This is a genomic window from Ruegeria sp. CI1, assembly GCF_056536925.1.
On record NZ_JBQFQP010000002.1, the window covers coordinates 207016 to 233175 of the forward strand.

Genomic DNA, 26160 nt, shown 5'->3' on the forward strand with positions numbered 1-26160 from the left:
CCAAAAAAAAGACGGCGGCCTGCATGGCCGCCGTTTTTTAGGTAACCAATCTTGGCTCAGCCGTGTTGTCACTGCGAACGGTGTGCGGTCAATTCAATGTCTACATCAACCTCGAATTTCAGGGACGCTTCATCTTTGATGTTCGAACCGACCCCGTACTGCATGCGGTCAAGCGCCAGTTTCCCGGACATGGTCGCCTGGTCGCCCTTTAGATCAAGTGTGAACGGCAATACTACGTCGTGAGTCTGGTCACGGATTGTCAGAGGTCCGCGCGCCTCATAGCCAGTCTCTGTCTTGAACAATTCGGCTTGGAATGTCGCGGTCGGGAAGTTGGCGGCGTCAAAGAAATCGGGGCCTTTTGCCTGGTCGGTAACCGAACCGATGGTCACGGACGCGATCGAGACCGTCACGTTGACGGTCCCCGCCGGGCCAGACTGCGCCGGATCTTCAAATGTGATGGATGCGTTCCAGTCGGCGAACCCGCCTTTGATGGCATTTCCCATCTGTGTGATCGTGAACCCGAGTGTCCCGCTTTCGACCTGCCAGTCCGATTGCACCTGGGCGAGGTTCGAGGCGGGCGTCGGTTCAGCGGCTTGACCACCACTCCAGACGCCATATCCCAGTGCGGTCGCCCAAAGGACTACAGCAGTAGCGGCAGGCAGCAGGCTGTGCGATTGTTGTGGCGGTTCGGGGGCGATGGGCCGACCGGGCAACATGCGCCGCAATGTGCCGTCCCGGTCGATCACGTGGTGCTTGAAAGCGCCAAGCACATGCAGCCCCACGGCAACAACCAGAACCCACTGAAATATCCAATGCAGCCGGCCAGTCAAGCTGGAAAGCCATTCGGATTTGGGCACAAATGGCAGGTTTTGCCCAAACGGCCAGACGATCGGGGCAAAACCTTCGGTGGCGGCGTGGTGCATCCAGCCGGTCAACGGGACCAGAACCAAAGCCCCATAAAGTACCCAATGCACGAGTTCCGCTACGTAAGCTTCGGGTTTGTTATCCGCGTTCAGCAAGCCCGGCTTGGTTTGGGTCAAGGCCCAGAAGATTCGCGCGAGCGCCAGGAACAAGATTGAAACGCCCAGCGTTTTGTGGATGGAAAACACGGTTACGGTACGGCTAATGTCCTCGATCGTGGTTTGAACGGACGGATCATAGACGTCCTTGGCCATTTCGCTTGCGACCCATCCCAAGGGAATGGCGGTCAGAATCATCAACGCGATCAACCAGTGGAAAGTTTTGGCAATACTTCCATATTGGCTCGACGAGTTGGTAAAAGGCACTGTGCGGCTCTCCTGCTAGTCTTGTGGAAAACCTATGTGACGCGTCTCGAGGTGCAACTGTTTAGAGCGCACAGGTTCCGTGTCTTTATGCAGAGCTTGTGCCGCGCGCCTGTGCAGTTTACACCGCGCGGCAACCCAACGTCAGGTAAGAGGTCGCAATGACAATCGCATTCGTTTTTCCGGGGCAGGGCGCCCAGACGATCGGAATGGGCAAGGCGCTGGCTGATGCCTATCCGGCTGCAAGGGCCGTCTTTGATGAAGTGGACGAGGCTTTGGGAGAAAAGCTGAGCACGCTGATCTGGGAAGGCGATATTGACGAACTGACACTGACGCAGAATGCACAGCCCGCGCTGATGGCCACATCGATGGCAGCCATGCGCGCGTTGGAGGCCGAAGGAGTCCCGGTATCAAAAGCGTCCTTTGTCGCCGGTCATTCGTTGGGTGAATACTCGGCGCTGGCCGCGGCAGGAGCCTTGAGCTTATCCGATACGGCGCGCCTTCTGCGTACGCGCGGGCTGGCGATGCAAAGTGCCGTGCCGGTAGGCCAAGGAGCGATGGCGGCCATTCTTGGGCTGGATCTGGATGCGGTGCGCGAGGTTGCCGATGAGGCCGCCCAGGGCGAGGTCTGTCAAGCGGCAAACGACAATGACCCGACACAGGTCGTGGTGTCCGGCGCCAAGGCGGCCGTTGAACGCGCCGCCGAGATTGCCAAGGAAATGGGCGCGAAGCGCGCGATCATGCTGCCTGTCAGCGCCCCGTTCCATTGCGCCTTGATGCAGCCTGCGGCGGATGTGATGGCCCAAGCCCTGGCCGATGTGGAAATCAAGGCGCCCACCGTCCCGCTGGTGTCCAATGTGCGGGCCGAGGCTGTGACTGATCCCGACCTGATCCGCCAGCTCTTGGTCGCACAGGTCACAGGATCTGTGCGTTGGCGGGAAAGCGTACAATACATGGCGGCGAATGGTGTTACCGTACTATGGGAAATCGGGGCGGGCAAAGCCCTGTCGGGGATGATCCGCAAAATCGACCGGGTACTTGCGACCAATGCAGTCGGAACACCCGATGACGTGAACAAAATCACAGCGGGCGACACCTGACAGTTTTAGGAACGAAAGCTGTATGAAAAAGACATGCAGTCTAATAAGGGGATGATCATGTTTGATTTGACGGGCAAAAACGCTCTGATCACAGGAGCTTCGGGCGGTATCGGTGGGGAAATCGCCCGCGCATTGCACAACGCGGGCGCAACAGTGGCGCTATCAGGTACTCGCGTCGAGCCCTTGCAAGCCTTGGCTGACGAACTTGGCGAACGCGCCCATGTTCTGCCTTGCAATCTCGGAGATTCTGACGCCGTGGTTGCGTTGCCGAAACAGGCAGCCGAGATCATGGGGTCGGTCGACATACTCGTCAACAACGCCGGAATAACCAAGGACAACCTTTTCATGAGAATGTCGGATGCTGAATGGGACAGCGTCATTGATGTCAATCTTAACGCGACCATGCGTTTGTGCCGAGGTGTTCTTCGCGGCATGATGAAGGCGCGCTGGGGCCGGATCATCAACATTTCGTCGATTGTCGGGTCCATCGGGAATCCCGGGCAGGCCAACTATGCTGCGTCCAAGGCCGGTATGGTCGGGCTTGCCAAGGCGATTGCCCATGAGGTTGCATCACGGGGAATCACCGTGAACACCGTTGCCCCCGGGTTCATTACCACCGCGATGACGGAAAAACTGACAGAAGACCAGAAAGCAGGCCTGTTACAGCAGGTTCCGATGGGCAGAATGGGCGAGGCGGGAGAAATCGCTGCGGCAGTTCTATACTTGGCCAGCCCCGAAGCGGCTTATGTAACAGGAAGCACCTTGCATGTGAACGGCGGTATGGCCATGTTGTAGGCGCAGGCGGTGGCAGGCGGAAAGCGTTTGCCTCCTGCGTTGTCTGTGCTATAGGCGGCGCGTATCTGTTAGGGCTGATCCGATGGTCGGTCCTCGAATCCCCGGGGTTTCCGGGACCCAAACCGCCCGGAACGGGCATATCAAAGCCGCCCGATCGGGCAAGGGCAGAACCGGGCAAAGCGCCCTGAAGGAATGAGGAATAGACATGAGCGACGTCGCAGATCGCGTAAAAAAGATCGTTGTTGAACACCTGGGTGTTGAAGAGGACAAAGTCATCGAGAACGCGTCGTTCATTGACGATCTGGGTGCAGACAGCCTTGACACCGTGGAACTGGTGATGGCTTTCGAAGAGGAATTCGGTATCGAAATCCCGGATGATGCGGCCGAAACCATCCAGACTTTCGGCGACGCCGTAAAATTCATCACCGAAGCTTCCTAAGCTTTTCGAGTGACCCCAAAAAAACGGCGCTTCCGTGCAACGGAGGCGCCGTTTTTTGTTGACCGATGCAGATTCCGTCTTGCGTAACGCCTGCACCGCCAGCAATTTTCGTTCCTGAGGCAAAAAAACAGAACGGGCAGGACATGAAACGATCCATCCCGATGATAAATACGGCACGTTTGACGCTGTGTGCGATGCGACCTGAGGATTTTCAGCGGTTTGCGGAAATCTGGAGCGATCCCACGGTCGTCCGCTTTATCGGTGGCGAGGTGCGAACGCGCGGCGAGTCCTGGGATGCGTTTCTGCGCAATGCTGGTCACTGGCAGATGACTGGTTTCGGACAATGGGCGGTTGTTTCGCAAGCATCCCGCAGGATGATCGGGCAGACAGGCTTTTTCTACAGCAATCGTTGCCTTGGCGAAGATTTCGACCGGTTCCCCGAAGCAGGTTGGGTTTTGTCCCAAGAAGCTCAAGGCCAGGGGTTGGGATACGAGGCCGCGCAGGCCGCTCATGACTGGTTTGACAGGGTGATCCCCGGCCCGCTGGTTGCATTGGTGGACGTCGCCAACGAAGTATCCCGCAACTTGGTAGAAAAACTGGGTTACAAGCCGCTGCGCGAAACCGAGTATAGCGGAACGCTGGTGAATCTGTTTCGCCGCAATGGGCCGCCAGCCGTGATGTGAAACGCATTTTTCGCCCGTGCGCCGCAAATGGCGCAAACGATGCCGATCCTGTGAGATGACTGCGATTCTCTCTGCGATATGCTATGCTCGATTTCCACGACGACTGAGCAGAGGAACAGGCTCATGATCATTTATCCCACGATGGAACTGCAAAAAGGGCGCTGCGTGACGCTCGAAAAGGGGCGGCTGGATTCGGCGATGCTGTGGCATGTCGATCCGGTCGAGACCGCGCGCAGCTGGGCTCAGGCCGGTGCGGAATGGATTCACGTGACCGATTTCGATGCGATTGAAGGCAGTCACGAGAATGCCGAACTGATCGAAGAGATCATTCGCGCGGTCGGCGTTCCGGTTCAGCTGGGCGGTGGCATGCGGACCCGCGAGAATGTTGACCATTGGATCGACAAAGGCGTGGGGCGCGTTGTTCTTGGTACGTTTGCGGCGCGCGATCCACACACGGTCAAGGATCTGGCAATCCGCCATCCTGACCAGATCGTTCTGGCGGTCGATGTGTGGCAGGGCTATGTGATGACCGAAGGTTGGCGCAGTCAGAGTGTCTGGACGCCGGAAGCCTTTATCCAAGCGTTCACTGATACGCCGTTTGCAGCGATCCTGGTGACCGATATCAATAGCGACATGGTCGACGTCGAGGCGCAGCTGGGCCTGATTTCCGGTCTGGCGTCCGAGGCAAAGACGCCCGTCATCGCCAGCGGCGTCGTACGTTCGGTCGACGATATCTCGCGTCTTGCGTATATTCACAATATCGCAGGCGCGATGGTCGGTAGAGCGTTGTTCCGCAAAACACTGGATCTGTCCGAAGCGCTGGCTGTCGCCCAGTCTGCGCATGAACCGGTTGCTGATTTCCAATAAGAAACTTCCGCGCCATCCCGAAATTGCTGCCACGCAGCATTCCGGGTTGGCGTTCCTTTGGCATTGAGCGAAATTCGGTCGTCATTTGGAAGACGACCTGTCGGATTGGTATTGATGAGGCGGGTCCTCAGATCGAACCTGTTTTGAGGTGAGCACGTCTTGTTCCGTTCAGCGAAGTCGCTTGCTCTGGTGCGTGTTGAGGTAAGTTCATCAGAGCTCTGCGATTGCCAAGTGGCTGAAAAACGCTGATTGTAAAGGAATGCTCGCTCTTGCCCCCATCCCCTTGGCCGGGGTATGAGCGGTTTTCAAACAGGAAGCAGGCAAGAGGCATAGTCTATGCGCAGAGTCGTTGTAACCGGTCTTGGTTTGGTCACACCTTTGGCCAGCGGGGTCGAGGAATCCTGGTCGCGGCTGCTGGCCGGAGAGTCAGGTGCCGGCCCGATCACCTTATTCGACGCCGAGGCAAGCGGAGTCGCCACGACCTATGCCTGCGAAGTACCTCGCGGTGATGGCACGAACGGAACATTCAATCCCGACGATTGGATGCCACCCAAGGAACAGCGCAAGATCCAGGACTTTATCCTGTATTCGATCGCTGCAGCCGAAATGGCGTGCAAGGACGCCGACTGGCTGCCCGAGGATGAGGATGCACGCCTGCGTACCGGTGTCATGATCGGGTCGGGCATCGGTGGGCTCGGATCGATTGCGGAAACCGCCAACCTGATCAAGGACCGCGGCCCACGCCGTGTGTCGCCGTTCTTCATCCCCGGTGCGCTGATCAATCTAGCGTCGGGTCAGGTGTCGATCCGCTTTGGATTCAAGGGACCGAACCATTCGGTCGTGACGGCGTGCTCGACCGGTGCTCATGCCATCGGAGACGCCAGCCGGCTGATCCGTCTTGGCGATGCGGATGTGATGGTTGCGGGCGGCGGCGAAGGCTGCATCTGCGAAATCGGAATCGCGGGTTTCAACGCGTGCAAGGCGCTGTCGACCAAGTATGCGGACAACCCCAAAGCTGCCAGCCGTCCTTATGACGTTGATCGCGACGGGTTTGTCATGGGCGAGGGCGCGGGTGTTGTGGTGCTGGAGGAATATGAGCACGCAAAGGCACGCGGCGCCAAGATTTATGCCGAGGTGCTTGGTTACGGCATGTCTGGCGACGCTTATCACATCACGGCGCCTAGCGAAGACGGTGATGGTGCCGAACGTTCGATGCGCGCTGCGTTGAAGAGCGCCGGGCTGGAGCCTTCGGCCATCGACTATATCAATGCGCATGGCACTTCGACCATGGCGGACACGATCGAACTTGGAGCGGTGGAGCGTCTGCTGGGGGATCACGCGGCAAAGGCGACCATGTCGTCGACCAAATCGGCCACTGGGCATTTGCTGGGCGCGGCAGGGGCGATCGAGGCGATTTTCTCGATCCTCGCGATCCGCGATCAGGTCGCACCTCCGACGATCAACCTGGAAAACCCGGCCGTTGAAACACCGCTTGATCTGGCGCCGAACGCCAAGCGCGAGCGCAAGATCGATGTTGCCTTGTCGAACTCGTTCGGGTTCGGTGGCACAAATGCGAGTGTGATCTTCGGAAAGGCCAACTAAATGTGGCGGGGTCTGGCTTCGAACATGCTGACTGTTCTGGCGGTGGGCATGTTCCTGGCCGCTGGGGTCGTGCTGTGGGGCAAGTCGCAGTATACCGCTGAAGGACCTTTGGATACGGCCATCTGCCTGCGGGTTGCCAGTGGGTCGAACATGACCCGTGTGAGCCGTGATCTGGAACAGCAGGGCGCGGTGACCAGTGGCACAATCTTCCGCTTGGGGTCAGATTATTCCGATAAATCTCAACACCTTAAGGCGGGAAGTTTTCTGATCCGCGAAGGTGCGTCGATGGAACAGATTGTCGAGGAGATCACGCGCAGCGGGGCCAGCACATGCGGGACCGAAATCGTGTATCGGATTGGCGTGACGCGGACCCAGACCGAGGTGCGGGAACTGGACCCGGCCACGCTGGAGTTTGTCGAGATTGCCGAGTTCGATCCCGCTGAAGGTCAAGTACCTGAAGAATATACAGAAAAACGCGCCGAGAGGGATACCCGCTATCGCATTGCGATGGCCGAGGGCGTGACGTCATGGCAGGTTGTCGAGGCCCTCAAGGCGATGGACGTGCTGGACGGCGAGGTCGGGGAACTGCCGGCCGAAGGGATGTTGGCACCGGACAGTTATGAGGTGACGCCTGGGACGAACCGCGCCGAGGTTCTTGCTAAAATGGTGGAAAAACAGCAGCTTAGGGTGAACGCGGTTTGGGAGGCCCGGCAAGATGGGTTGCCTATCGAGACGCCGGAAGAAATGCTGATCCTTGCTTCGATCATCGAAAAGGAAACCGGCGTTCCGGAAGAGCGGGGGCAGGTGGCGAGTGTGTTCGTCAACCGCCTGGAACAAGGCATGAAACTGCAGACGGACCCGACCGTGATCTATGGGATCACCAAGGGTCAGGGCAGCCTGGGGCGCGGGTTGCGACAAAGCGAGCTTCGCCGCGTAACACCTTGGAATACATACCTTATAGATGGCCTTCCACCGACGCCTATTGCCAATCCGGGGTTGGCGAGTCTTGAGGCCGCAGTGGCGCCGGAGAAGACGGAATACGTGTTCTTCGTGGCTGACGGAACGGGTGGTCATGCCTTTGCCGAAACACTGCAGGAACACAACCGCAACGTCGCCAAATGGCGCGAGATCGAGGCTCAGCGGAAGAGCGAGGGCGACTGACCCGCTTGTCCGACTTGTCCGAAATGTACAGGTTTTCGGGGGCGTGTTGTGCGAAATGTACAAGTCCCAGGCAGTCTGATGGATCGATTTCGACGGGGCAGCGTCTTTGCCCGTCTGCGTTGCGTCGCGCCACTGGAGACCGGCGGAGCCGGATCCGGGGGATGCAACCTTGCCAATGCGGTCGGTTGCATCAGGACTTTTCAAAATCTGATCATCAATGGGCGGGTCACTTTGCTTTAACGTTTCCCAAAACCCAATCGAACTGTCAGAGGTGACGCAGAGTTTTTGCTGCCACCCTCATCAAGGAACCTGACCTGTGCTGACCGTCATCAAGAACGCCCTGATCCACAGTCCCGAGCCGGTTGGCATCGGCAACATCGTCATCGCCGGAGAGCGCATCGTCTATCTGGGAGCGGGTCTGCCCGACATACCGGAAGCTTTGACGGCCGAGGTGATGGATGCCGAGGGCGCGCCGGTTGTGCCGGGGCTGATCGATGCGCATGCGCATATCACCGGGGGTGGCGGCGAAACCGGGCCGGCCAGCCGGGTGCCGCCGATGATGCTGTCGGCCTTTACCCGTGCCGGGGTGACCTCGGTTGTCGGGGTTCTGGGTACGGATGACCTGACGCGGAATACGCAGACGCTGGTGCAGCAGGCCTATGGGTTGCGCGAAGAAGGGCTTTCTGCCTGGTGTCATACCGGGGGGTATCATGTGCCGCTGACCACGCTGACCGGGTCGGCGCGTGGCGACATCGTGTTTCTTGATCCGGTGATCGGGGTGGGGGAGCTGGCGATCAGCGATCACCGCTCGAGCCAGCCGACGCTGGACGAGGTGCTGCGCATCGCCAGCGAGGCGCATGTGGCCGGGCTGATGACCGGCAAGGCGGGGATCGTGCATTGCCACATGGGCGATGGGGAGCGGGGGCTGTCGATGCTGGAACAGGCGATTGCCACGTCCGAAATCCCTGCGCGGGTGTTCAACCCGACCCATGTCAACCGCAACAAACCGCTGTTCGAGCAGGCCGTGGCGCTGGCCCGGCATGGCTGTTACATTGATGCCACCGCCTTTCCCGATGATCATGTCGAGCCCGGAATTTCGGCTGCGGAGGCTTTTGTGCGGTTTCGCGACGCGGGCGGTCGGATGGAGCGGTTCTCCATCAGCTCGGATGGCGGCGGATGCCTGCCTGCCTTTGACCGCGAAGGGAACCTGACCCGTTTTGGCATCGGCCTGTCGGATACCTTGCCGGAAACGCTGGCCGCGCTGGTGGGAATGGGGGTGCCGCTGGCCGAGGCGCTGGCGCCGTTCACCTCGAATGTCGCCGATTTGCTGAAACTGCGCCGCAAGGGACGGTTGGGCGTGCATATGGACGCTGATCTGGTGGTTCTTGACGAAAACCTTGGGGTGCGGCATGTGATGGCACGGGGGGAATGGCATGTCCGCAACGGCCAGATAGCCCGGCGCGGCATGTATGAACAGGTATAAGCGTCCGCGCGGCTCTGGCGGCTGCCCGCTTCAGGACTGGAAGGTTTTTTCGACATGTGCCCAGCACCCGTTGCTGCAGACACCCCGCGCGGGTTCATCATCCCCATCGGTGGCGGCGAAGACCGCGTGAAGGAAATGCAGATCCACCGCAGGTTCGTGGAGATGTCGGGTGGACCGAAGGCGGATATCGTGGTGATCCCCACCGCCTCGATGCTGGAAGAGACGGGGCCGGATTACAACCGCATCTTTTCCGAGCTTGGCGCGGGCAAGGTCGAGTTCCTGCCGATCTCGCGCCGGGCCGATTGCGACAACCCGGATTTTGCCGGGATGCTGGACCGGGCGACCGGGATTTTCATGACCGGCGGCAACCAGTTGCGGCTGTCGGCGATTCTGGGCGGCACGCTGGTGGCGCAGAAGATCCGGCGGCGGAATGCGGCGGGGGTGCCTGTTGCGGGCACCTCGGCGGGGGCATCCATCATGTCGGAACACATGGTCGCCGGAGGCAGTAGCAACGCGGCCCCCGCGCAGGGCAATATCACGCTGGCGCCGGGAATGGGGCTGACCAACGCCGTCATCATCGATCAGCATTTCACCCAGCGCAACCGGCTGGGGCGGTTGCTAACCGCCTCATCCTTCAACCCTTTTCTGATCGGATTGGGTATTGACGAGGACACGGCGGCCTTCATCGGACCCGACAACGTGCTGGAAGTGGTGGGCAGCGGATCGGTCACGGTGGTCGATGCCAGCCATCTCACCCATTCGTCAATGTGGGATGCGCGCGCCGGGGAGGCGCTGAGCCTGCTTGGACTTCGGCTTGACGTTCTGGGCGAAGGGTGCCGTTATGACCTGACGGCTCGTCAGGCGTTTCCGCCGGATGAGCATCTGGCGTTCTGCACCCTGCCGGAAGTGTCCGGGGATAAGGCCGCCGCCGGGGGGGAATAAAAATCTGATAAACGGGGAGCCTCATGAAAATCATCTCGACCAATGTCTTTGTGGGCCCGAATGTCTGGGCGAGTTTTCCGGTCATTCGGCATGTCATTGATCTGGGAATATTGGAAGAGTGGCCATCGGCCCGTATCGGGCCTGCGTTTATCGACGCCCTGATTGCGGCGCTGCCCGGCCTGGCCGAGCACGGCTGTTCCTATCGCGAACCCGGCGGGTTCATCCGCCGCCTGCGCGAGGATGAGGGCACCTGGCTGGGCCATGTGCTGGAGCATTGCGCCATCGAGGTGCAGAACGTGGCGGGCTCGGACGTGACCTTTGGCCGGACTCGCGGCACCGGTCAGCCGGGCCAGTACAACATGGTCTATGAATACCGCCAGCGCGACGTGGGGCTGGCCGCCGGAAAGCTGGCGATGCGGTTGTTGATGCATCTGCTGCCGCAGGAGCTGAAAGAGCAGCTGGAGTACGATTTCGATCCCGAGTTCGATTGGGACGACGAGTTGCGCAGCTTTGTCCTGCGGGCGCAGCGCAAGGAATTCGGCCCCTCGACCGGATCATTGGTCAGGGCGGCGGAGGAGCGCGACATTCCCTGGATCCGCCTGAACGAAGGCTCGCTGGTGCAGTTCGGGCATGGCAAGTTCCAGAAACGCATTCAGGCCACCATCACCTCGGAAACCAAGCATATCGCGGTGGAGATTTCCTGTGACAAGGAAGACACCCACAACCTGCTGAACGATCTGGGCCTGCCGGTGCCGCAACAGCGCATGGTCTATGCCGCGCGCGAGGCGGCCAAGGCGGCGGCGCGGATCGGGTTTCCGGTGGTGGTCAAGCCGCTGGATGCCAATCACGGGCGCGGCGTGTCGATCAACCTGAATTCGGAATCCGAGGTCGAGACCGCCTTTGCCGAGGCCAAGGAGCATTCGCGCAGCCGCGCCATTCTGGTCGAAAGCTTCATCACCGGGTTCGATCACCGGATGCTGGTGGTCAACAACAAGCTGGTTGCGGTGGCCAAGCGGGTGCCGGGCCATGTGGTGGGCGACGGCAAGCACACGATTGCCGAGCTGGTCGACATCGTGAACCTGGACCCGCGCCGGGGCATCGGGCACGAGAAGGTGCTGACCATGCTGGAGATCGACACTCAGGCCAGGCGCCTGATGGAGAATGCGGGCGTGACCGAAGAAACGGTGCTGCCCGAGGGCGAGATTTTCTATCTGCGCTCGACGGCGAATCTGTCGACCGGCGGCACCGCCATCGACCTGACGGATGTGGTGCATCCCGACAATCGCGACATGGCCGAGCGCGCGATCATGGCGGTGGGGCTGGATGTGGGCGGCGTCGATTTCCTGATCGACGATATCACCAAATCCTACAAGAAGATCGGCGGCGCGATCGTCGAGGTGAACGCGGCGCCCGGTTTCCGCATGCACGTGGCCCCGTCCGAGGGCCAGCCGCGCGACGTTGCGGGACGGGTGATCGACATGCTGTTCCCGGCCAGCCAGCAGACCCGCATCCCGATTGCCGCGATCACCGGAACCAACGGCAAGACCACGACGTCGCGGATGCTGGCCCATATCATGAAGGCCAGCGGCAAGATTGTCGGGATGACTTCGACGGACGGCGTTTATGTGGATGGCAAGCTGAGCGTCAAGGGTGACATGACGGGGCCGAAATCGGCGCAGATCGTGCTGCGCGATCCGATGGTGGATTTCGCGGTGATGGAGACAGCGCGCGGCGGGCTTGTCCGGTCGGGTTTGGGCTATCAGCGCTCGAATGTGGCGGCGTGTCTCAACGTTTCGGCCGACCATCTGGGGCTGGGCGGCATCGACACGGTCGAGCAGTTGGCGGTGGTCAAGCGCGTGGTGGTGGAAAGCGCCACCGACACGGCGGTGCTGAATGCCGATGACATCAACTGTCTGAAAATGGCCGATTATGCGCCGGCCAAGACCATTTTTTACGTGACGACCAATCCGGGCCACAGCCTGGTGAAGGAGCATATTCAGGCGGGCGGCAAGGCCATCGTGCTGGAACAGGGCATGAATGGCGACATGTTGACCATCTATGACAACGGGCTGCATATCCCGATCCTGTGGTCGCATCTGATTCCGGCAGCACTTGAGGGCAAGGCGATCTTCAACGTGCAGAACGCCATGTTCGCGGCAGCCATGGCCTATAGTTTCGGGGTCGATCTGGACAATATTCGGCACGGGTTGCGCACCTTCGACACCAGCTATTTCCAGGCACCGGGGCGGATGAACGTGTTTGACGAGCATCCCTTCAAGGTGATCCTGGACTATGCGCACAACCCGGCGGCGCTGGCGGCGATGAGCGCGATGTCCGACCGGATGGATGTCAAGGGCAGGCGGCTGTGCGTCGTCTCGATGCCCGGTGACCGGCGTGATCAGGACGTGGCGGACGCGGCGAAGGCGCTGGCGGGGCATTTCGATCATTTCATCTGCAAGGCCGATGACAACCGCCGCGGGCGCGGCCATGACGAAATCCCGCAGATGCTGAAATCGGGCCTGATGTCGGGCGGAGTTGCCGAGGAGGCGATCAGCGTCATTCCCGACGAGGTCGAGGCGATCAACGCGGCGCTGGACATGGCGGCACCAGGCGACGTGCTGGTGATCTTTGGTGATGACACGGCGCGGTGCTGGAAGCAGATCATCTATTTCAATTCGGATGAGGATGCCGAGTCTGCCGAGGCGAGTGCGGCGGCGCCTGCCCCCGTTCCCGGCGCGTTCGAGGAGCTGTTTGACAGCGATCAGGCGCTGATCCGGGATGAACGCGGCGTGCGGCTGCCGCGGGATGTTGGTGAGGACTCCGACTGAGGGGGCGACATGGACAGGATAGAGGCGCTTGAAACCGCGCTGACCATCACCTGCGCGCAAAGCGATCTGTTTCGTGTGGATGACGCGCGCCGACTGACCGGGCCGGGCCTGATGTGGGACAGTCCGGGGGCGGTTGTCGATGTGTTTTTCGACGGTGATCTGGCGCAGCGTGTCACCGGCTTGTGGCAGGTGCATGCGCGCCGCGTGCTGGATGCGCTGGGCTGGCAGGATGAGGCGCTGGCGTGGCGGGCGTTCACCGGCGGCGTGAACCTGGCGATTTCCGCGCCGATGGATCAGCTGTATTCGGCGGTTTTTGCGGCCCAGACCGCCTGGCATTTCTGCGCGGCGGAGTTGACGGGGGCGGCCTCGGGAAATTTCGAGGCGATGGTTGCCGACCTCAGGGGCGTCATGGAGCGTGAGGCCAACCCGGCCCTGATCGCGCTGATCAAGGCGGCGGAGAAGCACGGCGTCGATATCCTGTGCGACGATGACGAGATCTCGCTGGGTCACGGCGCGGGCAGCCGGACATGGGCCTGGGATGCGTTGCCCTCGCCCGACGCGGTGGATTGGGGCGCGTTGCACAACATTCCCGTCGCTTTCATCACCGGCACCAACGGCAAGACCACGACGACCCGTCTGCTGGAGGCGATTGCCCGTGCGTCGGGCCGGGTGGCGGGGCTGACCTCGACCGAGTTCGTGCGGGTGGGGGACGATATCCTGGACCGGGGCGACTATTCCGGGCCGGGCGGTGCACGGATGCTGTTGCGGGACCGTCGGCTTGAGATCGCCTGTCTTGAGGTGGCGCGCGGCGGCATCCTGCGCCGGGGGCTGCCGACCCGCGCGGCCTCGGCCGCGGTGGTGACGAATGTGGCCAACGATCATCTGGGCCAGTACGGCGTCAACACGGTGCCGGAACTGGCGCAGGCGAAGTTTGCCGTGCGCCGCGCCCTGAAGAAGGGCGGTGTTCTGGTCCTGAACGCGGATGATCCCTTTGTGCGGGACGAGGCGGAAACCACGCCGGGTGTGATCTGGTGGTTCTCGCTGGACCCGGAAAACGATCTGATCCGCCGCGCCCGCGAGCGGGGAGAGTGCTGTTCGTTCCTGCGTGGAGAAGAGATCGTGTTCTTCGATGGGCAGGCCGAGCAGGTCATTCAATCGGTTCGCGATGTGCCGCTGACCATGGGGGGTGCGGCGCGCTATAACATCCTGAACGCGATGGCGGCGCTGTGCCTTGCGCGTGCGATGGAGATCCCGGTTGAGGCCATTCGCGCCGGGCTGGCCGGGTTCAGGCCCGATGCCCGTGACAATCCGGGCCGGTGCAACGAGTTCGCCTTTAACGGCGCGCGGGTGTTTGTCGATTTTGCCCACAATCCACATTCGATTGCGGCCGTGTGCGAGGCGCTGGGCGGGCTGTCGGCAAAGCGGCGCTTCATCGTGCTGAGCCATGCGGGCGATCGGTCGGACCAGGATATCCGGGAGGTCACCAGAACGGCGCTGGGGTTTCAACCGGATGTGGTGGTCGCTGCCGAGTTGGAAGGGTATCTGCGGGGGCGTGAGCTGGGCGAGATTCCGGCACTGATCCGGCAGACCGCCACGGAATGCGGGCTGCGGGAGGATCAGGTTCTGCGCGCGGCCTCGCCGGTCGAGGCCAGCAGGATGATCCTGGATCGGGTCGAGCCCGGTGATCTGGCGCTGTTGCTGGTTCTGTCAGAGCGCGATGCGGTGCTGAACCTTTTGCAGAGCTAGCCCGGGCGCGCGCAGAATTTTCTTGCCGCACCGTAAGGATTGCACTAAGCGCGCGGTACCGGTCCCGAAAGGGCTAAGAGGGAATCCGAGGTGCCGCGCGGCATCAACCGGAACTGCCCCCGCAACTGTAGGCGGCGAGCGCTGTCCGTTCGTGTCACTGGGCCTTTCAGGTCTGGGAAGACAGGACAGGCGACGACCCGTCAGTCAGGAGACCTGCCGGTAAAAACCGAAACACACCGGACGGGGTTGTCCGGGGAGGTTGCCAAAGGATCCTGCCGGGGGCCGTGCGCCGCCCTGCACCGACAGAAGGCGAAATGCGACTGTCGCTTTGGTCAATGCCCTTTCACCCGTTCTCCGGTCATTGACATATGGAGATCGATCATCATGGTTTTGCGTACCGGCCTTGTGGGCCTTTCCCTGTCTCTGTCGGCGGCAAGTGTGGCCGCCAGCGAAGATTTTCCGCTGACCATCGAAAACTGCGGCCATTCGGTGACGTTCGAGGCGCCAGTGGCGTCGGCGGTCACGGTCGGTCAGGCCGCGACCGAGGTGCTTTATGCGCTGGGGCTGGGCGAGCAGGTTCTGGGAACCTCGGTCTGGTTCAACGAGGTTCTGCCTGAATTTGCCGAGGTGAACGCCAAGGTGGAGCGTCTGGCCGACAACGACCCCAGCTTTGAAAGCGTGGTTGCCAGGCGGCCCGGTCTGGTGGCGGCGCAATATGAATGGCATGTCGGCCCCGAAGGCATCGTTGCCACGCGAGAACAGTTTCACGAACTGGGCATTCCGACCTATGTGATGCCTGCCGATTGCGTCGGCAAGGACAACTCGGTCGGCAGTGACGGGACGCGGATCGAGATGTTCTCGACCGATACGCTGTATCAGGGGATCGAGGAACTGGCCGCTGTCTTTGGGGCGTCCGAGAAGGGTGCGGAACTGGTGGCGGACTACAGGGCGCGCGAGGCCGCAGCCATTGCCAGGGCGAAGGCGGTGGAACTTGACGACGTGTCCGCCGTGTTCTGGTTCTCGTCCCCGGAGATGGAAAGCGATCCGTTCGTGGCCGGGCAGAAAGGCGCGCCGGGATATATGATGAACGCGCTGGGCATCCGCAACGTCATCGAAACGGATGAGGAATGGCCGACGGTGGGCTGGGAAACCATTGCCAAGGCCAATCCGACTGTCATCGTGATCGCCAAGATGGACCGTCGCCGCTTTGCCGCCGATGACTATGAGAAAAAGCTGGAGTTTCTGCGCAACGACCCGGTGGCCAGCCGGATGGATGCGGTCAGGAACGACCGCATCGTCATCATGGACGCGCAGGCCATGGACGCCACCATACGCGCAATTCCGGCGCTGGAGGATCTGGCCGAGGAGTTGAGCAGCGGCGGTAACAGCCAGTGAGCGAGATCGCCGCAATCGCCCGGCACGTACTGGGGGCCGTGTGCCTTGCCGTGCCGGTGCTGGTTGCGGCGGTTCTGGCGGGCGCGATGATCGGGGAAACCGCGCTTGCGCCCGAGCTCGTGTTTTCAGTGCTGGCCAACAAGCTGGCCGGGGCGGGTCTGGCCGTCGATCCGATCGATCAGGGGATCGTGTGGAGTTACCGGTTGCCACGGGCGCTGGTCGCCGCGGCCTGCGGCGCGGGACTGGCCGTGGCGGGTGTGGTGCTGCAGGCGCTGCTGCGCAACGCGCTGGCCGATCCGTATATTCTGGGCATCTCTGCCGGGGCCTCGACCGGGGCGGTGGCGGTGACCATCGCCGGATTGGGCGGCGGCGCGTTGTCGCTGTCCTTTGGCGCGTTCAACGGTGCGCTGCTGGCTTTTGGGTTCGTTGCCATCCTGGCCCGTGCGGCGGGTGCGGGTGGCGGACGGGCGGCAACGGCGCAGATCGTTCTGGCGGGGATTGCGGGATCGCAGCTGTTCAACGCGATGACGGCCTTCATCATCGCCAAATCCGCAAATGCCGATCAGGCGCGCGGAATCATGTTCTGGCTGATGGGCAACCTGAGCGGGGTGCGCTGGCCGGATGTGTATCTTGCGATACCTGTGGCTTTTGCCGGCTGGCTGATCTGCCGTTTTCACGCCCGCGCGCTGGATGCCTTTACCTTTGGTTCGGATTCCGCGGCGTCACTGGGCATACCCGTCCGGCGGGTTCAGGCGGTGCTGATCCTTGCCACCGCGCTGACGACGGCGGTCATGGTATCGATCGTGGGGTCCATCGGCTTTGTCGGGCTGGTGATCCCGCATGCCGCGCGATTTCTGGTGGGGCCGGGGCATCGCCGCCTGATCCCGACCGCCGCCCTGATCGGTGCCGTGTTCCTGATTGGAGCGGATATCGTGTCGCGCATCATCATCCCCGGTCAGGTCCTGCCCATCGGGGTGGTGACTGCGTTGATAGGTGCGCCAGCCTTTGCCGTCATTCTGGTGCGCGGACAAAGGAGCGCGCGATGAGGATCGAGGCCCGAGACCTGAGTTACGCCGTGCGCGGCAAGCGCCTGTTGTCAGGTGTGTCCTTTGACGTGGACCCCGGTGAGACGCTGGCGCTGGTCGGTCCCAACGGGTCGGGCAAGTCGACCCTGATGCGCCTGCTGGCGGGATTGGTGCGCCCGAGTTCGGGGCAGGTCGAGTTGGCCGGTGATCCCCTGTCGGCGCTTGGGCGGCGGCAGATCGCCCGGCGTGTCGCCATTGTCGAGCAACAGGCCGACACGACCGAGCGGGTGAGTGCGCGGTCGGTGGTGGAGCTGGGCCGCACGCCGTGGTTGTCGGCGCTGCGGCCTTGGCAGGCGGAAGACACGTGGCAGGTCGACAAGGCGCTGCGGACCGTGGACATGGCCGGGATGGCGCACAGGGAGTGGGCAACCCTGTCGGGTGGAGAGCGCCAGCGGCTGCATATTGCCCGCGCGCTGGCGCAGCAGCCGGGGCTGCTGCTGCTGGATGAGCCGACCAACCATCTGGACATTCACCACCAGCTGTCGATCCTGAGCTGTGTCCGCGCGCTTAAAGTGACGACAGTGATGGCGCTGCACGATCTGAACCAGGCGATGACCTGTGACAGGGTGGCGGTACTGTCCGGGGGGCGGCTGGTCGCCTTTGGCGCGCCCGCCGAAGCGCTGTCCCTGGAGACGGTTTCCGAGGTTTTCGGGGTGCGGGCGAGATGGAGCCACAATGGCGAGGGGACGGAGAGGTTCCTGTCCTATCATTTGCCGTGACCGGGGCTGCCGTTAGTGTTTCCTTAACCCGCGTCGTACGCAACCCGTTGCAGCTGTTGCGAAAACTCTTGACTCTGCGACCTTTCTCTCGTATAGGTTGTGTCATGCTAGAAGAAGTGGGCGGCGGCCTCCGGATCTGATCCGGTGGCCGTTTTTCGTTTCTCTCGTGCGGAACAACTCACGCATGAGGTCAGACGCACATATGACGATGATTACCCCGGAAGAGAGGATCGCCCGGACGGCTGATTTGTTGCAGTCGCTCGAAACGTCCATTCGCGGTCTGCGGCAAGCGGCGGAAGACCTGCGCAAGCAGATCGTCACCGGGGAGGAAGCAGATCTTGCTGGCACAGCCAAGCAGCTTGGTCAGGTCGACGGCCTGATCCGGAACTGTCAGAAAGTGGAGACGAGTTTTGTCGAACACCATCACAGACAACAAGGAATTGCCCAGGGGGGCTATGCGCTCGACCTTGAGCAGGCCCGATCTGAGATCGGGTGCAGGCTGGCTCGCCTCCGCCGATGCTGCGGTGCGGGAGAGGTTTCTGAGTGAGATCGGGGAGGGAGGGCTGTGTGCCCTCCCTTTCCTGTTCGAGTTCTGGGCGATGCCGCATCAGTTGCCGCCCGAGGGGGATTGGCGCACATGGGTCATCATGGGCGGGCGCGGCGCGGGCAAGACGCGGGCCGGGGCCGAGTGGGTTCGCTCGATGGTCGAGGGGGCCAAGCCGCTGGACAAGGGCGTGGCGCGGCGTGTGGCGCTGGTGGGCGAGACCCGGGATCAGGTGCGCGAAGTGATGATTTTCGGCGATAGCGGGATCTTGCAGTGTTCACCGCCGGATCGTCGGCCCGCTTGGAAAGCGTCGGAGCGCAAGCTGGTCTGGCCCAACGGGGCCGAGGCGCAGGTATTTTCGGCGCATGATCCGGACAGTTTGCGGGGGCCGCAGTTCGATGCCGCCTGGGTGGACGAGCTGGCCAAGTGGCCGAAGCCGAGCGAGACCTGGGACATGTTGCAATTTGCGTTGCGGCTGGGGGATCAGCCCCAGGCCTGTGTGACCACGACGCCGCGGAACGTGAAGGTTTTGAAGGATTTGCTGGCGGCACCGTCCACGGTGGTGACCCATGCGCCGACCGAGGCGAACCGGGCCAACCTGGCAGCATCGTTTCTGGAAGAAGTGCGGGCGCGCTATGCGGGGACGCGGCTGGGGCGGCAGGAGCTGGACGGGGTGCTGCTGGCCGATGCCGAGGGCGCGCTGTGGACCGGATCGATGCTGGAGGCGGCGCGAGTGGAGCGTGTGCCGGATCTGGATCGGATTGTTGTGGCGCTGGACCCGGCGGTGAGTGGCGGGGTGGATGCGGATGCCTGCGGGATCGTGGTGGTCGGTGCACGGCTGCAGGGGGCGCCCGAGGACTGGCGCGCCTTTGTGCTGGCTGACCGGACGGTGCAGGGCGTTGGTCCGGCGGGCTGGGCGCGGGCGGCGATAGCCGCGATGGACGAGTTCGGGGCCGAGAGGCTGGTGGCAGAGGTCAATCAGGGCGGGCAGCTGGTGGAAGAGGTCGTGCGGCAGGTCGACCCGCTGGTGCCGTTCCGGGCGGTGCGGGCGTCACGCGGGAAGGTGGCGCGGGCGGAGCCGGTGGCGGCGCTCTACGAGCAGGGGCGGGTGTCCCATGTGGCCGGGCTGGACGCTTTGGAGGAGCAGATGTGCCAGTTGACCACGCGCGGGTTTGAAGGGCAGGGTTCGCCCGACCGGGTTGATGCGCTGGTCTGGGCATTGCACGAGTTGCTGGTGGCACCTGCGGCGCAGTATCGGCGCCCCCGGCTGCGGGTCTTGTGAGGGGAAGGGGTAGGAGTTCCGTGGAGGCGCATTGGCGCTAGTCGGGAACACCTGCCTTGCGCAGCCCGTCGATGTAGAAGTTCATCGCCGGTTCCACGAACGGGAGGTGGCCACGAACCGATTTGGAGATCGAGAAATTTGGTGCAATCCGCATCAGCTCGTCCACGGTGTTCGCGGCGTCGTCCGGCAGGTCCATCTGGGCGTAGGTCGGCGCCAGATACATGTAACAGGGACGATACCGGGGCGTGCGGATAACGCAGGTTCTCAGTTCGACCATCGCCTCTTCGTACCGCTTGCTGAAATAGTAGGCCCGACCGAGATACATGTTGTCCCGGGCGGGATAGAACGGATCCAGCCGGATCGCCGTTTGCATAAGGTCAATGGCTTCTTCCGGCCGGTTGGCGAATGTCAGAACGTCGGCCAGGGCTGCGTAGTGAAAGGATCGGTTGGGATTGAGGTCAATCGCCTTTTGCAGCGACAGGATGGCCTCGTTGTGCTTGTTCTGACGCAGGAATACGCGACCGAGCAATTCGTAGGATTGCGACGATCTCGGGTCCAGCTCTACCGCCTTGCGCGCCAGGTCATAGGCCTTGTCGAGCGCTTCGGGTCCTTCCCATTGAAGAATATACGCGCTGTTGTAGGTGTCGCCGAGAACGGCATAGGCGGGTGCATAGTTCGGGTCCAGCGCGATGGCTTTTTCCGCCAGTTCGCGCGCTTCGAGCTTGGCTTCCTTGCCGGGGGTGTCCCAGAGCGCGCGGGCGCGCAGCACGTAGTCGTAGGCGGTCAGGTCGCTTGGCCGCTTTTGGCGCGTCCGGTCGAGGTCTGCCTTGCGCATGTTGACCAGAAGGCTGCCCGCGATTTCGCGGGTGAGGTCGTCCTGAACGTCGAATATACCGGAGACGGGTTCATCATATTGTTTTGCCCAGACATGCGTATCCCTGGAGGCATCTATGAGCTGAGCCGTGATCCGGATCTTGTCGTCGATGCGGCGGATCGACCCTTCGAGAACGTAGCGGACACCAAGATCGGCGGCTATGTCGCGGATATTCGCAGGGCGCGTCTTGTAGGCAGATGTCGAATTGCGGGAGATGACGAACAGGTCTTTCGACTGGGCAAGGTTGCTGGTCAGGTCTTCGGTGAAGCCCTCGGCAAAGTATTCCTGTTCTGCGTCACCTGATAGATTTGCAAAGGGCAAGATGGCGATTGATGGTTTATCGGGGAGTGCCAGCGGTGGTCGGTTTTCGCTGCCCGCCTGGGGGGCGGACTGATTGAAGGTCCACCACCCGGCCATCCCGAAAACAAGAAGAAGGACAATTGCTGCAATTGCCATTGTGCGGCTTGGTTGGAGCCTTTTGGGGGGATTGCCTGTGGCGTCGCCCTTTTGGGGATCGGTAAGAACCCTGTACGCCCGGATCGGTCTTTCGATATTCTTGACCTGAAGCTCGCCCATCGACACATAGCCGACCTTGACGGCAGAGCGCATGTGGTCGTAGGCGGTGCCGGAGATGCAGATGCCGCCCGGTTCGGCCAGCTGTTCCAGTCTGGCCGCCACGTTCACGCCGTCGCCGTAGATATCGTCACCATCGACGATGATGTCTCCCAGGTTGATCCCGACGCGATAGGCGATCCGTCGATCGGGTGCGGTGTCCTGCTCGCGCTGGGGCATGGTGCGCTGGATTTCGACGGCGCATTGGACGGCATCGACAACCGACGGAAACTCGACCAGCAAGCCATCGCCCATTTCCTTGACGATGCGCCCCCGGAATTTGTCGATGGCAGGGTCGATGAGGTTTGAACGATGAGCTTTCTGGCGCTCAAGTGTGCCGATTTCATCGGCTTCCATAAGCCGCGAATAGCCGACCATATCGGCAGCCAGGATAGCGCTCAGGCGGCGTTCCATCGGCTGGACCTCCTCAGTCAAAGACTAGCAAGTTTTCTTTTTCAGACAATGAAAAGTGGTGGTCTTGCGCTTTCGGCGGTCTGGTGCGAGCGAAGGCCGGGATACGTGTTCGGTCGTTCTGGTTGAGGCCGCCGGGCATCCCGGTGTCGGGGATGCCCGGTGGTGTTTTCAGGCGGTAAACATGCGCGCCTGTTCGCGAAGGGTGAATTTCTGGATTTTCCCGGTCGATGTTCTGGGCAGGTCCTGAAAAACGATCCGTTTTGGTGCCTTGAACCCGGCCAGGCTTTGCCGGCAGAAGCCGATCAGCGCTGTTTCTTCGACCGCTGCGTTCGTCTTCAGTTCGACAAAGGCGCAGGGCACTTCGCCCCATTTTTCGTGCGGCATGGCGACGACGGCGGCAACTGCGACGTCGGGGTGACGATAAAGCGCCTCTTCGACTTCGATCGACGAGATGTTCTCGCCGCCCGAGATGATGATATCCTTTGATCTGTCCTTGAGCTGGATATAGCCATCGGGATGCATCACACCCAGATCGCCCGAATGGAACCAGCCACCGGCAAAGGCCTCTTGCGTCGCTTCGGGGTTGCGGAAATAGCCTTTCATCACGACGTTGCCGCGAAACATGACTTCTCCCATGGTCCGGCCATCGCGCGGAACGGGCTGCATGGTGTCGGGATCGACAACGTCGAGCCCTTCGAGCGGCAGGTAGCGCACGCCCTGGCGGGCCTTGAGTGCGGCCTGCTGCGCCGGAGGCAGGGCGGACCAGTCGTGATGCCAGTCGTTGACCACGGCGGGTCCGTAGGTTTCGGTCAGCCCGTAGAGATGGGTGACGTCGAAACCGGCCTCTTTCATGTCTGCCAGAACCGATTCCGGCGGTGGCGCGGCGGCGGTGAAGAACTGCACGGGCCGGTCGAGATCGCGTTTGACGTCGTCCGGGGCTGAAATCAGCAGCGACATCACGATGGGCGCACCGCACAGGTGGGTGACGCCTTCGTCGGCGAGGGCATTCCAGATCGGTTCGGCCCGGACCTGCCGCAGGCAGACATGGGTGCCGATGATCGCTGACATCGTCCAGGGAAAGCACCAGCCGTTGCAGTGGAACATCGGCAAGGTCCACAGATAGACCGCGTGTTTTGCCATTGATGAGGTCAGCGCGTTGCCTTGCGCCAGCAGATATGCGCCCCGGTGATGCGAGACAACGCCCTTGGGATTGCCTGTGGTGCCGGAGGTGTAGTTGATCGAGATTGCATCCCATTCGTCCTCGGGCATCAGCCATGCGAAATCCGGGTTGCCGCGGGTCAGGAACACCTCGTAATCGGCGGCCTCGAATTCGGTCCGCGGGCCGTCATATTCCGGGTCGTCATATTGGATCAGCGTCGGCTTTACCGCGGCAAGCGCTAGCGCCTCCTGCATCAGCGGCATCAGTTCCCGGTCCACGATCACCAGCTTTGACATCGCGTGGTCAAGCTGGAAGGCGATGATGGCGGCGTCCAGCCTTGTGTTGATCGAATGCAGAACCGCCCCGCACATCGGCACACCGTAATGGCATTCCAGCATCGCTGGCGTGTTGAACAGCAGCGCCGACACCGTATCGCCGCGCCCGATCCCGTTCTTGGCCAGGGCAGAGGCCAGCCGGCGCGACCGTGCATAGAACTCGGCATAGCAGCGGCGCAGGGGGCCGTGCACGATCGCCGTATGATCGGGAAAGACGGTTGCGGCGCGTTCCAGAAAGCTGAGCGGTGTCAGGGGCTGGTAATTCGCCGGGTTGCGGTCCAGGCCGGAGTTATAGGGGTTTTTGTCCATCGGTTCAGGCGTCCTGCCATTGGGGCTTGCGTTTCTCGATGAAGGCACCGATGCCTTCCTCGGCGTCACGGGCGAGCATATTGTCGACCATCACCTGCGTGGCATAGTCGTATGCCTTTGCCAGGGGCAGTTCGCGCTGGGCATAGAAGGCCCGTTTGCCGGTGGCCAGCGTCATGCTGGATTTCGAGGCGATCTTGGCGGCCATCTCTGTCGTGGCATCCCGCAGCGCCTCGGGGGGTACCACGCGGTTGATCAGCCCGAATTCGACCGCCCGGGCGGCGGATATCATGTCGCCGGTCAACAGCATTTCCATCGCGTGCTTGCCGGCAACGTTGCGCGACAGCGCGACCATCGGTGTTGAACAGAACAGCCCGATATGTACACCCGGCGTGCTGAATTGCGCGGTATCCGCTGCGATGGCCAGATCGCAGCTGGCGACAAGCTGACACCCGGCCGCCGTGGCGATACCCGCGACCTCGGCAATCACGGGCTTGGGGCAGTTCACGATCGCCTGCATGGTGGCCGAGCACATCGTCATGATTTTGGTGAAATACGCCCGGCCCCGATCCGGATTCGCGCGTCCGGCGGTCATTTCCCTGAGGTCATGACCGGCGCAGAAGGCGGGCCCGTTCGCGGCGAGGACAATCACCCGAACTTCCGGGTTGGTTCCCGCCTCGGCAAAGGCGGTGCCAAGGGCGAGCAGCATTGCCTCGGACAAAGGATTGCGCCGCGCGCCATCGTCCAGCGTCAGGCGCAGGATGCCCCGGTTGTCCAGATCACGCAGCAACATCGTTCTCTCCGTCACGGAAGTGGATGACATTCGGGGCATGCAGGATGTTCACTTCGACACTGTCGGCCAGCGTGTTGGCGATGAAGCAGTAGCGATGGGCGCGGTCCTGCATCTGTTCCATGTCCGCGTCGCCGACCTGAAAGCCGGTGTCGAACCGCACCACCGGATGCAGGTCGATGTGTGTCACCGACATCTGGCCGCGCGCGTTCTTGCCCAGATGCGCAACGGCGTGATCGTGATAGCTGGCCACCGGCCAGCCTGCCTTGGCGGCCAACGCGAGAAAGGTCATCATGTGGCAGCTTGACAGGGCCGAGGCCAGCGCCTGTTCAGGGTTGGTGTTGGCGGGATCGCCACCCCAATCCGGGGCGGCGTCCATCTGGACGTCATACTGGTTATTGTATTGCACCACATGTTCTGCGGAATAAGCCCCCGGCTTGAACTCGGGGGTCGTGCGGTGCCAGTGCAGCTGGATCGAAAGGTCCGACATTTTTTGAGCTCCCGGGCCTGTCCGTTACGCGGCGGCGAGTGATTTCTTGGGGTCGTAGAACGGGATATCCACGATGGTGGCGCGAGTCGGCCCCGAGGTCGTGATCACCTCGACCTCTGTGCCAATCACCGCGGCATCGACGGACACCATCGCCAGGGCGATGTTCTGCTTGAGGCGCGGTGAGTAGACGGCCGAGGTCACCTTGCCGATGCTTTCGCCCACCGCGTTGATCGCCCAGAAGGTCGTGTTCGGCCCTTTCAGCGGCGCGCCGTCGATGACCAGCCCCACCTGTTTGCGGCTGACACCCGTTTCCTTGAAGCGGCGCAGCGCGGCCTTGCCGATGAATTCGGCCTCGATGTCGAGGTTCACAAGGCGGTCGAAGCCCAGCTCGAACGGGTTGGTGTGGATGTCGGCATCGGCGTGATAGGACAGCATGCCGCCCTCGATCCGGCGGATGGACGAGGTGTGCCCGGGTTTGAGACCAAAGGGCATGCCTGCCGCCATGATCCGCTCCCACAGGGCATCGCCAAAGGTGCTGTCGCGCAGGTAAAGCTCGTAGCCCAGTTCGCTGGACCAGCCGGTGCGCGATACGATCAACGGAATACCGTCGAGTTCGACTTCGCGCAGCCAATAGTATTTCAGGTCCATGATGGTGTCGCCAAAGAGCGTGCGCATGATCTCGCCCGATTTCGGGCCCTGCAGCTGCAGCGGCGACACGTCGGGTTCGCAAATCCTGACGTCCAGGCCGGAATGCACCGCCACGCCCTGCGCCCATAGCAGGATGTCGCTGTCAGCGAGCGAAATCCAGAAGTGGTTTTCCGCAAGGCGCAGCAGGATCGGGTCGTTCAGGATGCCGCCGTCGGCGTTGGTGATCAGCACGTATTTGCACTGGCCCACGGCCATTTTCGACAGATCGCGCGGGGTCAGCATCTGCACGAAGCGCGCGGCATCAGGACCGGTGATTTCGACCTGTCGTTCGACCGCCACGTCACAGAGGATCGCGTCGTTGACGAGGTTCCAGAAGTTCTGTTCCGGGTCGCCGAAATCGCGCGGGATATACATGTGGTTGTAAACCGAGAACCCCTTTGCGCCCCAGCGAACGGTTGCGTCGAAATAGGGGGATTTCCGGATCTGCGTGCCGAAACCGAAATCGTCTGATTGCGTCATGTCTTTCACCCTTTTTCACCACCGGCCAATCTGCGGTGGATGATTTGAACTGGGCGAGT

General features: G+C 61.9%; 21 protein-coding genes, 1 pseudogene and 1 riboswitch. Of the genes and pseudogenes, 16 read left to right on the forward strand and 6 right to left on the reverse strand.

Annotated elements, in window-relative coordinates; translation table 11 throughout:
• Positions 1-68 precede the first annotated feature (68 nt).
• A complete protein-coding gene (locus tag ACR0LZ_RS02970; RefSeq protein WP_480748283.1) occupies positions 69-1286 on the reverse strand; it encodes a cytochrome b/b6 domain-containing protein in 1218 nt (405 codons plus the stop codon).
• Between the two features lie 158 nt (positions 1287-1444).
• Here ACR0LZ_RS02970 and fabD point away from each other — a divergent pair, with 158 nt between their 5' ends.
• The 16 genes and pseudogenes from fabD (at position 1445) to ACR0LZ_RS03050 (ending at position 19954) form a co-directional block, all read left to right on the forward strand.
• Positions 1445-2383, forward strand: a complete 939-nt coding sequence (fabD, locus tag ACR0LZ_RS02975) for an ACP S-malonyltransferase (protein ID WP_480748284.1) — start codon at positions 1445-1447, stop codon at positions 2381-2383.
• 57 nt (positions 2384-2440) lie between these two features.
• Entirely contained in the window at positions 2441-3178 is a 738-nt protein-coding gene (gene fabG, locus ACR0LZ_RS02980; RefSeq protein WP_480748285.1) for a 3-oxoacyl-[acyl-carrier-protein] reductase, read from the forward strand.
• A gap of 205 nt (positions 3179-3383) precedes the next feature.
• Positions 3384-3617, forward strand: a complete 234-nt coding sequence (locus ACR0LZ_RS02985) for an acyl carrier protein (RefSeq protein WP_480748286.1) — start codon at positions 3384-3386, stop codon at positions 3615-3617.
• Between the two features lie 143 nt (positions 3618-3760).
• The gene (locus ACR0LZ_RS02990; protein WP_480748287.1) at positions 3761-4300 is read left to right on the forward strand and encodes a GNAT family N-acetyltransferase; all 540 of its coding nucleotides are present in this window, start codon (positions 3761-3763) and stop codon (positions 4298-4300) included.
• A 123-nt stretch (positions 4301-4423) separates the two neighbouring features.
• Positions 4424-5167: a 1-(5-phosphoribosyl)-5-[(5-phosphoribosylamino)methylideneamino]imidazole-4-carboxamide isomerase gene (locus ACR0LZ_RS02995; protein ID WP_480748288.1), complete on the forward strand. Its 744-nt coding sequence runs from the start codon at positions 4424-4426 to the stop codon at positions 5165-5167.
• Between the two features lie 336 nt (positions 5168-5503).
• Complete coding sequence (gene fabF / locus ACR0LZ_RS03000) at positions 5504-6769, forward strand: beta-ketoacyl-ACP synthase II (RefSeq protein ID WP_480748289.1); 1266 nt, start codon at positions 5504-5506, stop codon at positions 6767-6769.
• The gene (mltG, locus tag ACR0LZ_RS03005; RefSeq protein ID WP_480748290.1) at positions 6770-7930 is read left to right on the forward strand and encodes an endolytic transglycosylase MltG; all 1161 of its coding nucleotides are present in this window, start codon (positions 6770-6772) and stop codon (positions 7928-7930) included.
• 316 nt (positions 7931-8246) lie between these two features.
• Positions 8247-9413 (forward strand): beta-aspartyl-peptidase, encoded by a 1167-nt coding sequence (gene iadA, locus ACR0LZ_RS03010; RefSeq protein WP_480748291.1) that lies wholly within the window; start codon positions 8247-8249, stop codon positions 9411-9413.
• A 54-nt stretch (positions 9414-9467) separates the two neighbouring features.
• Positions 9468-10355 (forward strand): cyanophycinase, encoded by an 888-nt coding sequence (locus ACR0LZ_RS03015; protein WP_480748292.1) that lies wholly within the window; start codon positions 9468-9470, stop codon positions 10353-10355.
• Positions 10356-10378: 23 nt separating this feature from the next.
• A complete protein-coding gene (gene cphA, locus ACR0LZ_RS03020; RefSeq protein ID WP_480748293.1) occupies positions 10379-13183 on the forward strand; it encodes a cyanophycin synthetase in 2805 nt (934 codons plus the stop codon).
• Between the two features lie 9 nt (positions 13184-13192).
• The gene (locus tag ACR0LZ_RS03025) at positions 13193-14929 is read left to right on the forward strand and encodes a Mur ligase family protein (RefSeq protein WP_480748294.1); all 1737 of its coding nucleotides are present in this window, start codon (positions 13193-13195) and stop codon (positions 14927-14929) included.
• 42 nt (positions 14930-14971) lie between these two features.
• A riboswitch (cobalamin riboswitch) is annotated at positions 14972-15164 on the forward strand.
• 149 nt (positions 15165-15313) lie between these two features.
• A complete protein-coding gene (locus ACR0LZ_RS03030; protein WP_480748295.1) occupies positions 15314-16324 on the forward strand; it encodes an ABC transporter substrate-binding protein in 1011 nt (336 codons plus the stop codon).
• Positions 16321-17370 (forward strand): FecCD family ABC transporter permease, encoded by a 1050-nt coding sequence (locus tag ACR0LZ_RS03035; protein ID WP_480748296.1) that lies wholly within the window; start codon positions 16321-16323, stop codon positions 17368-17370. Before ACR0LZ_RS03030 ends, ACR0LZ_RS03035 begins: the two co-directional genes overlap by 4 nt.
• Positions 17367-17877 (forward strand): annotated as a pseudogene (locus tag ACR0LZ_RS03040) (ABC transporter ATP-binding protein); the annotation flags it as partial. The gene ACR0LZ_RS03035 and the pseudogene ACR0LZ_RS03040, both read left to right, overlap by 4 nt.
• A gap of 453 nt (positions 17878-18330) precedes the next feature.
• Complete coding sequence (locus ACR0LZ_RS03045; RefSeq protein ID WP_480748297.1) at positions 18331-18675, forward strand: hypothetical protein; 345 nt, start codon at positions 18331-18333, stop codon at positions 18673-18675.
• Positions 18584-19954, forward strand: a complete 1371-nt coding sequence (locus ACR0LZ_RS03050) for a DNA-packaging protein (protein WP_480748298.1) — start codon at positions 18584-18586, stop codon at positions 19952-19954. Before ACR0LZ_RS03045 ends, ACR0LZ_RS03050 begins: the two co-directional genes overlap by 92 nt.
• Before the next feature lie 37 nt (positions 19955-19991).
• Here ACR0LZ_RS03050 and ACR0LZ_RS03055 read toward each other — a convergent pair whose 3' ends face one another.
• The 5 genes from ACR0LZ_RS03055 to ACR0LZ_RS03075 all read right to left on the reverse strand — a co-directional run bounded on the left by ACR0LZ_RS03055 (position 19992) and on the right by ACR0LZ_RS03075 (position 26101).
• Positions 19992-21854: an adenylate/guanylate cyclase domain-containing protein gene (locus tag ACR0LZ_RS03055; RefSeq protein ID WP_480748299.1), complete on the reverse strand. Its 1863-nt coding sequence runs from the start codon at positions 21852-21854 to the stop codon at positions 19992-19994.
• A 168-nt stretch (positions 21855-22022) separates the two neighbouring features.
• Entirely contained in the window at positions 22023-23657 is a 1635-nt protein-coding gene (locus tag ACR0LZ_RS03060; RefSeq protein WP_480748300.1) for an acyl-CoA synthetase, read from the reverse strand.
• A 4-nt stretch (positions 23658-23661) separates the two neighbouring features.
• On the reverse strand, positions 23662-24447 hold the full coding sequence (locus tag ACR0LZ_RS03065) for an enoyl-CoA hydratase (protein ID WP_480748301.1): 786 nt from the start codon (positions 24445-24447) through the stop codon (positions 23662-23664).
• Positions 24434-24934 (reverse strand): OsmC family protein, encoded by a 501-nt coding sequence (locus ACR0LZ_RS03070; protein WP_480748302.1) that lies wholly within the window; start codon positions 24932-24934, stop codon positions 24434-24436. The genes ACR0LZ_RS03065 and ACR0LZ_RS03070 overlap by 14 nt, the downstream gene beginning before the upstream one ends.
• Before the next feature lie 24 nt (positions 24935-24958).
• Positions 24959-26101 (reverse strand): glycine cleavage T C-terminal barrel domain-containing protein, encoded by a 1143-nt coding sequence (locus tag ACR0LZ_RS03075; RefSeq protein ID WP_480748303.1) that lies wholly within the window; start codon positions 26099-26101, stop codon positions 24959-24961.
• Positions 26102-26160 lie beyond the last annotated feature (59 nt).

Bases quoted from the DNA above. Each gene is read 5' to 3' on its own strand.
- fabG (WP_480748285.1), top strand. From the start codon at position 2,441: ATGTTTGATTTGACGGGCAAAAACGCTCTGATCACAGGAGCTTCGGGC.
- cphA (WP_480748293.1), top strand. From the start codon at position 10,379: ATGAAAATCATCTCGACCAATGTCTTTGTGGGCCCGAATGTCTGGGCG.
- ACR0LZ_RS03050 (WP_480748298.1), top strand. From the start codon at position 18,584: ATGCGCTCGACCTTGAGCAGGCCCGATCTGAGATCGGGTGCAGGCTGG.
- ACR0LZ_RS03065 (WP_480748301.1), bottom strand. From the start codon at position 24,447: ATGTTGCTGCGTGATCTGGACAACCGGGGCATCCTGCGCCTGACGCTG.
- ACR0LZ_RS03015 (WP_480748292.1), top strand. From the start codon at position 9,468: ATGTGCCCAGCACCCGTTGCTGCAGACACCCCGCGCGGGTTCATCATC.
- ACR0LZ_RS02985 (WP_480748286.1), top strand. From the start codon at position 3,384: ATGAGCGACGTCGCAGATCGCGTAAAAAAGATCGTTGTTGAACACCTG.
- ACR0LZ_RS02990 (WP_480748287.1), top strand. From the start codon at position 3,761: ATGAAACGATCCATCCCGATGATAAATACGGCACGTTTGACGCTGTGT.
- ACR0LZ_RS02995 (WP_480748288.1), top strand. From the start codon at position 4,424: ATGATCATTTATCCCACGATGGAACTGCAAAAAGGGCGCTGCGTGACG.
- ACR0LZ_RS03025 (WP_480748294.1), top strand. From the start codon at position 13,193: ATGGACAGGATAGAGGCGCTTGAAACCGCGCTGACCATCACCTGCGCG.
- fabD (WP_480748284.1), top strand. From the start codon at position 1,445: ATGACAATCGCATTCGTTTTTCCGGGGCAGGGCGCCCAGACGATCGGA.
- ACR0LZ_RS03055 (WP_480748299.1), bottom strand. From the start codon at position 21,854: ATGGAACGCCGCCTGAGCGCTATCCTGGCTGCCGATATGGTCGGCTAT.
- mltG (WP_480748290.1), top strand. From the start codon at position 6,770: ATGTGGCGGGGTCTGGCTTCGAACATGCTGACTGTTCTGGCGGTGGGC.
- fabF (WP_480748289.1), top strand. From the start codon at position 5,504: ATGCGCAGAGTCGTTGTAACCGGTCTTGGTTTGGTCACACCTTTGGCC.
- ACR0LZ_RS03070 (WP_480748302.1), bottom strand. From the start codon at position 24,934: ATGTCGGACCTTTCGATCCAGCTGCACTGGCACCGCACGACCCCCGAG.
- ACR0LZ_RS03075 (WP_480748303.1), bottom strand. From the start codon at position 26,101: ATGACGCAATCAGACGATTTCGGTTTCGGCACGCAGATCCGGAAATCC.
- ACR0LZ_RS03030 (WP_480748295.1), top strand. From the start codon at position 15,314: ATGGTTTTGCGTACCGGCCTTGTGGGCCTTTCCCTGTCTCTGTCGGCG.
- ACR0LZ_RS03060 (WP_480748300.1), bottom strand. From the start codon at position 23,657: ATGGACAAAAACCCCTATAACTCCGGCCTGGACCGCAACCCGGCGAAT.
- ACR0LZ_RS03045 (WP_480748297.1), top strand. From the start codon at position 18,331: ATGACGATGATTACCCCGGAAGAGAGGATCGCCCGGACGGCTGATTTG.